The organism is Granulicatella sp. zg-ZJ (assembly GCF_010892355.1).
Lineage (GTDB): Bacteria > Bacillota > Bacilli > Lactobacillales > Aerococcaceae > WM01.
The window spans coordinates 117836-129678 of sequence record NZ_WNJY01000002.1; the positions used below are offsets into that span (position 1 = coordinate 117836).

Sequence of the window (11843 nt, forward strand, 5' to 3'; positions counted from 1 at the left end):
ATGCGAAGAGGACAAAACAATGACAACGACGCTTTCAAATGAGGACATTATTACCGAAATTATTAATTTAGAAGCTATTTTAAATTTACCAAAAGGGACGGAACATTTTGTAAGCGACGTCCATGGAGAATATTTTGCTTTTCAATATATTTTGAGAAACGCATCGGGAAATGTACGTGCGAAATTAAATGATTTATTTGGTGGGCGACTGACCACTTCGGATATTTCACAGCTGACAACATTGATTGTTTATCCAGAAGAAAAATTAAGCCTCATTCAAGACAGTATGGAAGATTCTCTTTTGAAAAACTGGTATGCGGTTACAATTTATCGTTTGATCGAATTTTTAGAATTTGTTGCGAGTAAGTATACACGTTCAAAAGTAAGAAAAGCATTACCTAGTCGATTTGTTTATATTATCGAAGAACTACTTTATAAAAGTAATGTAGGAGGAGATAAACAGAAATATTATAGTGCCATTGTTGACAATTTGATTGCGTTAGAACAAGCAGATGACTTAATTATTGCTCTGTCCTATGTAATGCAACAACTGATTGTCGACCATTTGCACGTCGTTGGTGATATTTACGATCGCGGCCCTGCTCCCGATGAAATTATGGAAACACTCATGCACTATCATTCTGTCGATATTCAATGGGGAAATCATGATATTTTATGGCTTGGTGCCGTGTCTGGCTCGCTTGTGTGTATGGCAAATGTTATTCGTATTTGTGCTAGATACAATAATTTAAGCATTATTGAAGATAGTTACGGTATAAATCTACGCCCTTTATTTACATACGCAGAAAAATATTATAAAGACTTCCCTAACTTTAGACCTAAATTACTACCCAACCAAACACTTGGGGAAGAAGAAGCAAAACAAATTTCTAAATTACATCAAGCCATTACGTTTTTACAATTTAAACTAGAAAGTCAAATCATTAAACGTCGTCCTGAATTTGATATGGCAAATCGCCGTCTTCTAACACAAATCGACACAAAACACAATACCATTACATTGGACGGAAAAGAATATCCATTACAATATTTTGATACATCTATGTTGAATGACAATGACCCCGAAGCCTTAACCGATGAAGAACGTCATATTTTAGCGAAATTAAATCGTTCATTCCAAAACAGCGAAAAACTAAAACGCCATATGGATTTTTTACTAGAGGTTGGAAGTCTATACACTCTTTACAACGGAAATCTACTCTACCACGGTTGTGTGCCCCTAACAGAAAATGAACAATTTGCTTCGTTGACATTGGAAAATCAAAAATACCATGGTAAAGCTCTTTTTGATAAATTTGAAAGCTATGTACGGTATAGTGCTGCTCATCCACACATACAAGATGATTTCTCAACGGATATGATGTGGTATTTATGGACCGGAAAATATTCTTCTTTATTTGGTAAAGATGTCATGAAAACATTTGAAAGATATTTTATCCAAGACAAAGAAACACATGCAGAAAATAAAAATAAATACTACTCTGCACGTGAAAACTTAGAAACAGTCAAAATGATTTTAAAAGAGTTCGGTGTACCTACAAAAGATGGGCACATCATTAACGGTCATACACCAGTTAAAGAAATCAAAGGCGAATGTCCAATTAAAGCAAATGGTAAAATGATTGTGATTGACGGTGGCTTTTCTCTACCTTATCATAAAACAACGGGTATCCACGGTTATACTCTTTTATATAATTCTTATGGCATGCAGCTCATCACACATAAACATTTTGACACAAAAGAAGTGGCTTTAAGAGAAGAAACGGATGTCTTATCTACAAAACGTATTGTCGACCGTGTACTCGAAAGAAAACGTGTCCGAGATACAACTGTTGGCAAACGACTGCAAGATCAAATTAACACACTATATGCATTATTAAATAAAGAATAATAAGTAAGCCCCCGATATTTTTGTATCGGGGTTTGCTTATATCAAAATAATTACGATATGTGATTTTTATCACAAATTAGGACTTTTTATTAAAAATTTTAAATGTAAATAAAATAAACAAACTACTTTATTTCTTTAAAACATTGGTATATAATAGGTTTGTAATAAACATTTGAGTAATTTCTCAAATGTGAATAAAATCACTAATAAGAAGGAGTGTTTATATGAGAGCAGCAGTTGTCACAAAAGAAAGTAATGGTCGTGTGGAGATCGTTGAAAAAGAAACACCAAAAGTAGGTTACGGAGAAGCATTGGTTGATGTGGAATACTGTGGTGTGTGTCATACAGATTTACACGTAGCACATGGCGATTTTGGTCAAGTACCTGGTCGTGTTTTAGGTCATGAAGGAATTGGTATCGTTTCTGAAATTGGTCCAGGTGTTACTAGCTTGAAAGTTGGAGATCGTGTTAGTATTGCATGGTTCTTTGAAGGTTGTGGTAGTTGTGAATACTGTACAACAGGACGTGAAACATTATGTCGTAAAGTAAAAAATGCAGGATACAGTGTTGACGGTGGTATGGCTGAACAATGTTTAGTAACAGCTGATTATGCTGTTAAAGTTCCTGAAGGATTAGACCCAGCACAAGCAAGTTCTATCACATGTGCAGGTGTTACAACTTACAAAGCAATTAAAGTTGCTGATGCAAAACCTGGTCAATGGATTGCGATTTACGGTTGTGGAGGTTTAGGAAACTTAGCTATCCAATACGCTAAACATGTTTTCAACGCTCATGTTATTGCGATTGATGTTAATCAAGACAAATTGGATTTAGCTTTAGAAGTAGGTGCTGATATTGCTTTGAATGCAAAAGAAATTAGCGACACAGCTGCATATATTCAAGAAAAAGTTGGCGGTGCTCACTCAGCTGTTGTAACAGCCGTTTCTAAAGTAGCATTCAACGACGCTATTAACTGTGTACGTGCAGCAGGTAAAGTTGTTGCTGTTGGTTTACCTTCAGAAACAATGGACTTACCAATCGTTAAAGCTGTTTTAGACGGTATCGAAGTTATCGGTTCTCTAGTTGGTACACGTAAAGACTTGGAAGAAGCATTCCAATTCGGTGCAGAAGGTAAAGTCGTACCAGTCGTTCAAACACGTGCTTTAGACGAAGTAAACGATGTCTTTGAAGAAATGGAAAACGGAACAATTCAAGGACGTATGGTTATCGACATGAAAAAAGAATGCAGCGGATGTGCTTGCTGTAACGGATAATTTAGTATGTTTAACAACAACCCCGTAGCCAATTGTGGCTACGGGGTTGTTGTTTTCTATAATATTGGCAAATCTTATTTCTTCATATATCTCTAATATACAAAATATTCATATCAACTAAAAAGAGTGACGACATCTTGTCATCACTCAAAATATTTCTAAATATAAACAATATTTAACTCTCCGAATTGAACATTACCATCTATCATAAGTGTTTTTTCATAGGCAAGAATATTTTGTGCTTGGGTAACTTCTCCTAGAAAAACTGTCACATTATTGATGACTTGCCAATTTTTTGGAATAAATAAAGTCATTTCTCCAAAGGACACAGTCACATGTATTTGTGCTTGGCTATCTCGTATTTTTGCATCATCAAAAAACACTTTACTTTCTCCAAATGAACAACTAAAGGACATACCGTCTACGTTATTCGTATGCACGTATTTTGTACTACTTGAAAAAGATGTACGACTAACTGAATGTGCTTTTTCATCATACATACCATCTCTTACTTCTTCAAAATCATCACCGTCAATAATAGATTCATTTTGAAATTTCGCATGATAATACACTTTTTTTGGTTTATACTGCTCAAAAATCATCGTGATACCAACGTAAGCTAAAACAGCTGATAGTATAACTGTCCAATATGGTATATCTACAAATTTAAATTCATGATTGTAGAACAAAAATCCTGCAACACAAGAAGTGAACACACCAAATAAATTACGTCCCATAATACTTTTAATCAGCCAATTTAATAAAAACACCGTTACAATAATAAGCATCAACGGTATATTTGGTACCACTTTAAAATAATGCAATATTACTAATACCGATAAGAATAGAAAACCCAAACCCCATAATTGTTTTTTCATTGTTTTACCTCGTTTCATTTAATCTATCTTTTAATGTTTTATAGTAATGTCTAGACACATGCACTTGTTTATGTGTCTTATAAAAAGAAATCGTACTCGTTCCAGAAAAAGACTTATCCAATGCATAAATCTTTTTGGTGTTGACAATAGTCGACTTGGAAATACGCACAAACTCAATCGGCATATTTGATTCTATCTCGTATAATTTTAATTTGATTGTATACGTATCCCTCTCTGTATGTGCACACACAACATTTCCTTGCGTTTCAAAAAATAGTATATCTGAAATTGGTATATAATATTCGCTATTTTCTTTATAAAACACAAAATTTAAAGAACGCTTTGCACTCATCTCAATAGCTCTTTGTAAATTAGCAAGCCGTTCATCAAATGCCGGTGCCTTGATAATGACTTCAATATCTTGAAGTAATTCATCCAACTCTATAATTACCCTCAACCATACTCTCTCCTTTCGCATCGTTTTCTTCCTGTGTATTTATATCATATATAATTTCAATGCGTATGACCATAATAATCCCTCATTTCTTTATAAAAAGTATATCTTTTCCTTGTTAAAAAAGATATATTTTCACGACAAGTGGTATAAATCAGCATATAAGTGGTATAAAATACTCGGTCAAAAACATTTTAGAACAAAAGTTAATATATGTCATATATCAAAAATAATCGTCTTTCATACTCTTACTGATAGGACATCATTACTTTAGAATATAATTATAAAAATTTATTTTTTAGCTAAGGTATTTTTCTATCTGATATTAAAAGACAAACAGCTAGGCATCAATCTATACAAACAGATTGGTGCCTAGCTATTTTGTTCTTTACTAAACCTCATCTTTTTAGAATGATGATACACGCTTAAAACACATCGTCTAAACATTGTTTTTAGTAAAATAGCCTAATTAGAATTTCTTTTTTGAATAAAACCCCCTACTTTTTTATTGTATATTGAAATTTAGTATTATTTATTGATGACAATAGTTATTATGATAATCGGTTATTGATACGATTTGATATACAACTAAATATTATAGAGCCCAACTTTTATAATTTAAGAGCTAAAATACTCATTGTGAATCGGTTATTTAAAAACACAAACCTCTTTATCTATTGATAAAGTTGCTTCATTTTTAGTCACCGACACCATTTCACATACACTCAAAAAAGCGGCTCTATAATAAATCGTGTTGGTGGGAATAATCCACCAACACGATTTATTATAGAACAAAAAACGCTAGTGTTTGACACACTAGCGTTTTTAACATATTACTCATCATCATCGTCATCTGTTTGTAATAAAGCATTGACATAACAAATGTTTTCTTTTGTGTTTGCGATAAGATCTGTTTCTTGTCCAACGAGAACACTATTGATAAAACCAATAACCATTGGCATGCTCATACCTGCATATAAATCAAATGATTTTGCACCTGACATCAATAAGCGTGACGCCACATTACAAGGCGTTCCACCCATTAAATCAGCAAATACAGTGTATTCTTCTAATCCGTCTGTTAATGCTTCAAATTTTTGTTGAAAATCTTCAGGACCTTCTGACGGTAATAATGGAATAGCATGAATATAATCTTGCGGTCCCATAATCATTTCTGTACTTGCTTTTAGTGCTTCACAAAAGACACCATGACTAATTAAGATTAAATGTTTTGACATAATTTTCTCTTTTCTATTTTGCAATAATTGGCATATTTACTAGATGACCTAAACCAGCTAAAGCAACAATCAACGCGATAACAATAAAGATTGCTTTAGTTGATGTCATACCTTTTTTACCTAATAACCAGTATACAAAACCTGTTACAGCAAGTGGTACTAATTTAGGGAAAATAGAATCTAGAGTATTTTGAATATTGATTTTAACACCAAATACTTCTGGTACAGCAACGAATTTAATGTTTACCATTGTTGCAACTAAGGCACCAACCATGAATACCCCTAATAATGTTGCTGCATCTGTTAAAGCTGCTAAACGAGCTTGCATTGTTGTTACTAGAGAAACCCCTTCTTTGTGGGCAAACTCTAATTGTTTCCAACGGAAGAACATAATTGCAATATTTGCTAAAATCCAGATTAGGATACCAAATGGTGTTCCGTTGTTTTTACCGCCAACTTCTTGTACAGCCATATTGGCAGCAATCGCACCAAAGATAGCTGGAATTGTTGAACCGAAAATTGCATCCCCAATAGAAGCGAATGGTCCCATTAAACCAGTTTTAATACCTGAAACAGCTTCTGCTGAGTCTACACCTTGTTCTTCTTCTAAAGCTAAGTCAATACCTGCAATAATTGTATGGAAGAATGGAGATGTATTGAAGAATTGAGAATGAGTTTTCATCATTGTTTTCAATTCTGGTGTTCCGTCACCGTACATTTTACGTAATTGAGGTAAAATCATGTATAGATAGCTTGACGCTTGCATACGTTCATAGTTCCAACCCCATTGATATGTAAATAAACTACGACGGTTAATTTGATTAAAATCTTCTTTTGTTAATTTGTAATTAGATTTCGTCATCGTCAACTTCTCCTTCCGCTGCTGAACTTGCTACTGCTCCTGATGGAACATTAAAACTATTTTTGAAATGAATAGATGCTAAAGCAAAACCGATTAAAGCAACACCTAAAACTGGTAAACCTTGGAATACACCAGTAAATTCTTTAGACAATCCTGCTACAGCTCCACCTAATGTTTGTACTGAAGCAAATAGTACGCTTAACATTGCTGTTAACACAAACCCTAAAATTAAATAAGGGAAGTGTTTTTTCACTGGTAAGTAACGTAATAAGATAGCAAAACCGACACCAGGTAAAGCACCACCGGCTACTGTTAAACCAGTTGCTAACCAAGGAATATTTGTGTTAATAAAGTCAATGATACCTTGAACAGCACCTTGGCCTAAAGCTAATGCAAAGAATACTGGTAATGCACGTGATAATGCCCAAGGGAAAGCACCTAATAGGTAGTCACGTTCAATTGCTTTGTAGTTGAAGTTTTCAATATCTCTATCAATTTTGTGTTGGAAGAATGTTGTTAAGAAACGACCTAACACGTCAAATTGGATAAGTAATGTTGCTACTGGTACCGCAATAGTTGCGATTGCTTGTTGTGGGTCAATTTTGAATGCTACTGAGAATGCTGTTGCTAAAACTGCTCCTGAGTTAGCATCAATACGTGAAGCCCCACCGAATGTTCCAACACCTAGAACAACTAATTGTAAGCTACCACCAATAAATAGACCTGTTTGTAAATCTCCCATGACTAACCCTGCTACACAACCTGCAAAAACTGGTGACCCAGCTGATGATACGATTGTTAATTCATCTAAAATTTGATATGCAGCATATAAAGTTAGTAATAATATTTGCCACCAATGAATCATAAATAATTCCTCCTAATAAAAATATACTTACTTATTTATTTAATAATTTCATAAAATCTTCCACCGGATCACTTGGAACCATTTGTGCGACTAATTTAACTCCTTTCTCATTCAATTTTCCAAATGCTTCGATGTCAGCATCTACAACATGAATTGTTCGTGTTACTGGTTTAGTTTCAGGTGTTTGTGACATATTACCAACATTTAATTCTGGAATTGTCACACCTGCTTCTACTAAACGTAGGAATCTGTCTGGTTTGCGTGCTACAATCAATAAACGTTGAGAGTCATATTTTCCCTCTAGAATATTATTGGCAGCCTTTTCAATAGGCAGCACACTCAATTTAACACCAGGTGGTGTTGCTAATTTTAGACCGCTTTTTTCAATAGCGTTTTCAGCAACTTCATCATCAATAACCATAATACGTGAAATATTAAGTTTTGTTGACCATAAATTTGCTACTTGACCGTGGATTAGACGGCCGTCAATACGACATGCAACGATAGCCATATTTTCTCCTCCTTAATATATGAACATATTGTTTTCACACTCTTATTTTACCACTTTTTTCAAAAACAGCAATCGTTTTCAATAAAAAAATCAAAATTTTCATCAATTTTTTATAATTGGTTGATGTGATAAACAAATATTCGATTGATAAACACCTTCTGTTTCAAACACCACAATATCATTTTTCCCTTGTTTCCATACACCACTTGGTGCATATAAACTCATGATTGGCCCAACTTCCCAAAAACGTCCGATATGATAGCCGTTAATAAATACAGCTCCCTTTCCAAATCCTGTCATATCAACAAAAGTATCCAGTGGATCTTCTATTTCAACACTATATTTATAAAATGCAGGTTGATTTTCTACCCACTCTTTTGAGAAATCGACATCTGTCACATTATCCAAAGGCAATGTATAATGCTCCCAATTTGTTAGAAAATGTAAGTCTGCCGTCACACCTGTACGGATACCTTTATGCTGTGTGTCCGCCAGTAGTTTATGCCCGTAATTGACACGTCCCATATTTTCCACAAGAATATCTATTTGATTTTCTTTTTCTGGTACGTTTGTTAAAATATCTTCGCCCACATCAAACTGATATTGTGTAACAATGTGTTTTCCATTTAAATAAAATTGTATTCTATCACTGGCATCAATCACTCTATATCGTTCTTCTTGTGCATCTTGTTCAAGTTTTGTACGATATAATGTGTACCCAACATTTTGTCCTAAAGCTTCCATTGTTTTTGGGTATTTTGCGTAAATTGGATCCGCAATAGAGTGAAGCGTGTTAAATAAACTTACTTTGCTCTCCAACGGAATATCACAAATAGCCATTGTTTCCTTCACAAGAGGTGCTTTTTGTACCAAATGTGGAAATTTTTCTTTTAACATCTTAGAAACAGCCATATATTTCGCTGTCGGATTACCTTGTTCATCTAATAAGGCATCATAATCATAAGATGTTACTTGCGGCAAATCTTTTCGTCCACGGGCAGAACATCCATTCATAAACCCAAAGTTTGTACCACCATGGAACATATATAAGTTAATACTTGCCTGTTTCATGACATCGTAAACGGCTTGTGCTAATTCTTCTGGATCGCGTCTAATCACAGGCTCATTCCAACGATTAAACCAACCGTCCCAAAATTCCATACACATCAATGGGAATGTCTTTCCATATTCTTCAAAAAATGCTTTTAAATTCCCAAAATTTTCATCTGCTTTGGAACCAAAATTACCCGTTGGTAAAATATCGTCTTCAATCATACTCCCTGCTCGCAACGTTGCTCTCCATGCGCCATCAGAAGTAAATAAAGGAACTGTTATCCCTTTTTCTCGCATTAGTTGTTTTATTCCCCTTAAATACTCTTTATCTTCACCGTAAGAGCCGTATTCGTTTTCTATCTGACACATCAATATATTCCCACCATTGTCGAGTTGGTGAGGTACTAATTTAGATAATAACGTATCATAATAATTAGAAACATACTGTAAATAACGTTCATCACTAGAACGGATACGTATCGACTCCTCTAATAACCAAGCAGGAAAACCACCAAATTCCCATTCAGCACAAATATAAGGAGACGGTCTAACAATCGCATATAATCCTATTTCCTGTGCAAGTGTCAAAAACTTTTCAATATCTAATCCATTGTCAAAGTGATATTCATTTTTTTTAGGTTCATGAAGATTCCAAGGAACATACGTTTCAACTGTATTAAATCCTAGCGCCTTCAAATTATACAAAGAGTGATACCAATCTTTAGGGTGAACTCTAAAATAGTGAATCGCCCCTGACAAAATATGAAACGGTTTACCATCCAAAAGGAATGTATCTTTAATTTCAAACCGTGTCATAGTTCCACCTCCATCACACTACATTATGTTAATATAATAATTCTCATTTTTTTATTTGTCAATATGCACATTATGGATTATCATAATATTATAATATAAAAAGGAGAATAATATGAGTATACCTAAATACCAACAAATAAAAATAGATCTAGAAACCCAAATCAAATCCGGTATTTTTAAAAATGGAGATAAATTTTACACAGAAGCTGAATTGGCAAAAATGTACCACGTCAGCTCGATTACAATTATTCGTGCTTTAAACGAATTAGTAAAAGACGGCTATGTTGTGCGTTATCAAGGAAAAGGGACATTTGTATCTCGTTCAAGAAAAGGAAAACATGTTGAATTTTCTGATATAGAAAAATTCTCGGCAGATGAAGATACCGTCACTGTTTTATCTATTACAAAAGGAAACGATCCTTTTTATTTAAAAATGCTACATTTATCAGCAAAAGAACATTATTTTTGTATCGAACGTGTTAGAACAGCAAATAACACGCCATATATTTACCAAAAAACGTATGTCAACAGTAAATTTATTCGTAAAGATATAGAAAATATGAACGAGTATTATACATCTATTTACACTCGTTTTAAAGATGACTTTAACATTGATATGGAAAGTCAACGCTTCAAAGAAACGAATGAAATTATGTTAAATCTACCTGAACATGTTCAAACAATTTTAGAGTTAAAAGATATGGAACCTGCTGTATTACAAATCAGACGAACAAAATCAAGTGTTTTTTCAAAACAAATTTTAGAATATGTTGAATCTTACAAACGATGGGATTTCTATAAATTTGAAATCAGTTCTCTATCTCATAAATAATTAGAAAATTTTACCGGTAGTTTCTCTTCGCTAATACAATAAAAAACAAGCGTATCACTAGGATACACTTGTTCAGACTGTTGACAAAGTAAGAGTGTCAACAGTCTTTTTTCGTATCAGACGTTAAGTTGTACGGCTTACCACGATGTACACGATACATCGCTCGTTCTCTACCATGTGCGAGAACGAAGCCATTCGTACCACAACGTCTGATACGATAATAACGCTTAAAAGTGGTATAATAGAGATAAGAAAAAGGAGGGAAAAATCTATGTTTTATAAAGAAACTCACCCAAATGATGAAATCATATTAAACACATTGTCCGAATTAGTACCAAAAGACCATTTACTACGTAAAATTGATAAATCAATTGATTTCAATTTTATTTATGATATTACTTCTCCCTATTATAGTCATACCAACGGTCGCAATAGTTTAGACCCTGTTGTTTTATTTAAATTGGTCTTTTTAAAAGATATTTATGGCATTAAATCCATGCGAGAAACCATTAAACGTGTCGAAACGGATGTAGCGTTTAGATGGTTTTTAAACCTCCCTTTCTCTAAACCTACCCCACATTATTCTACTTTCTCTCAAAATTATATTCGCCGTTTTCAAGGTACTTCTGTGTTTGAAGATATATTTAATACTATTGTACACCAAGCTATCTCACATCATTTAATTAGCGGCACAGCTTTATTCACAGATTCCACACACATTAAAGCAAACGCCAATAAAAATAAATTTAGAAACGCCGTTATTGAAGTGGTTCAGGAACGTAAACGAGATTTAGAAAATGAAATCAACGCCGAAAGAGAAGCCATTGGAAAAAAGCCTTTTAGCTACACCGATAAAACCATCTCTAAAACGATTAAAGAAAGTACGACTGATAAAGAAAGTGGCTATTACCATCGGGATAATAAAGAAAAAGGATTTATGTACTTAGACCATCGTAGTGTCGATGGTAAACATAACTTTATTGTGGACTGCTTTATTACACCGGGGAACGTGCATGATAGCGTACCGTATGTGTCGCGATTAACATATATCATGGATAAATTTAAGTTTGATGTGAATTGTGTCGCGTTAGATAGCGGGTATTATAAAAAAGACATTTTAAAATTTTTAGAAGAGAAAAAGATATTTT

General features: G+C 33.8%; 11 protein-coding genes. 4 read left to right on the forward strand and 7 right to left on the reverse strand.

The features are described 5' to 3' along the window. Positions 1 to 19: 19 nt before the first annotated feature. Both GMA11_RS01285 and adhP read left to right on the forward strand, forming a co-directional pair. Positions 20 to 1912: a fructose-1,6-bisphosphatase gene (locus GMA11_RS01285; protein ID WP_163545395.1), complete on the forward strand. Its 1893-nt coding sequence runs from the start codon at positions 20 to 22 to the stop codon at positions 1910 to 1912. A 224-nt stretch (positions 1913 to 2136) separates the two neighbouring features. Next, positions 2137 to 3186, forward strand: a complete 1050-nt coding sequence (gene adhP, locus GMA11_RS01290; protein WP_163545396.1) for an alcohol dehydrogenase AdhP — start codon at positions 2137 to 2139, stop codon at positions 3184 to 3186. Between the two features lie 158 nt (positions 3187 to 3344). Here the strand turns inward: adhP and GMA11_RS01295 are convergent, their stop codons facing one another. The 7 genes from GMA11_RS01295 to GMA11_RS01325 all read right to left on the reverse strand — a co-directional run bounded on the left by GMA11_RS01295 (position 3345) and on the right by GMA11_RS01325 (position 9863). After that, entirely contained in the window at positions 3345 to 4064 is a 720-nt protein-coding gene (locus tag GMA11_RS01295; RefSeq protein WP_163545397.1) for a LiaF domain-containing protein, read from the reverse strand. A 4-nt stretch (positions 4065 to 4068) separates the two neighbouring features. Then, entirely contained in the window at positions 4069 to 4521 is a 453-nt protein-coding gene (locus tag GMA11_RS01300) for a LytTR family DNA-binding domain-containing protein (RefSeq protein ID WP_163545398.1), read from the reverse strand. Between the two features lie 830 nt (positions 4522 to 5351). After that, on the reverse strand, positions 5352 to 5756 hold the full coding sequence (locus tag GMA11_RS01305) for a PTS sugar transporter subunit IIA (protein ID WP_163545399.1): 405 nt from the start codon (positions 5754 to 5756) through the stop codon (positions 5352 to 5354). A 13-nt stretch (positions 5757 to 5769) separates the two neighbouring features. Continuing rightward, on the reverse strand, positions 5770 to 6618 hold the full coding sequence (locus GMA11_RS01310) for a PTS system mannose/fructose/sorbose family transporter subunit IID (protein ID WP_163545400.1): 849 nt from the start codon (positions 6616 to 6618) through the stop codon (positions 5770 to 5772). Next, a complete protein-coding gene (locus GMA11_RS01315) occupies positions 6605 to 7483 on the reverse strand; it encodes a PTS mannose/fructose/sorbose/N-acetylgalactosamine transporter subunit IIC (protein ID WP_163545401.1) in 879 nt (292 codons plus the stop codon). Before GMA11_RS01315 ends, GMA11_RS01310 begins: the two co-directional genes overlap by 14 nt. 31 nt (positions 7484 to 7514) lie before the next feature. Beyond that, entirely contained in the window at positions 7515 to 7994 is a 480-nt protein-coding gene (locus GMA11_RS01320; protein WP_163545402.1) for a PTS system mannose/fructose/N-acetylgalactosamine-transporter subunit IIB, read from the reverse strand. 102 nt (positions 7995 to 8096) lie between these two features. Beyond that, positions 8097 to 9863 carry a beta-galactosidase family protein gene (locus GMA11_RS01325; protein ID WP_163545403.1) on the reverse strand — a complete coding sequence of 589 codons (1767 nt, stop codon included), beginning with the start codon at positions 9861 to 9863 and terminating at the stop codon, positions 8097 to 8099. Between the two features lie 112 nt (positions 9864 to 9975). On the opposite strand from GMA11_RS01325, the gene GMA11_RS01330 reads away from it, so the two are divergent. Both GMA11_RS01330 and GMA11_RS01335 read left to right on the forward strand, forming a co-directional pair. Then, entirely contained in the window at positions 9976 to 10695 is a 720-nt protein-coding gene (locus GMA11_RS01330; RefSeq protein WP_163545404.1) for a GntR family transcriptional regulator, read from the forward strand. A gap of 271 nt (positions 10696 to 10966) precedes the next feature. Next, on the forward strand, positions 10967 to 11843 hold an 877-nt coding region (locus GMA11_RS01335), incomplete at its 3' end, for a transposase (protein ID WP_163545405.1).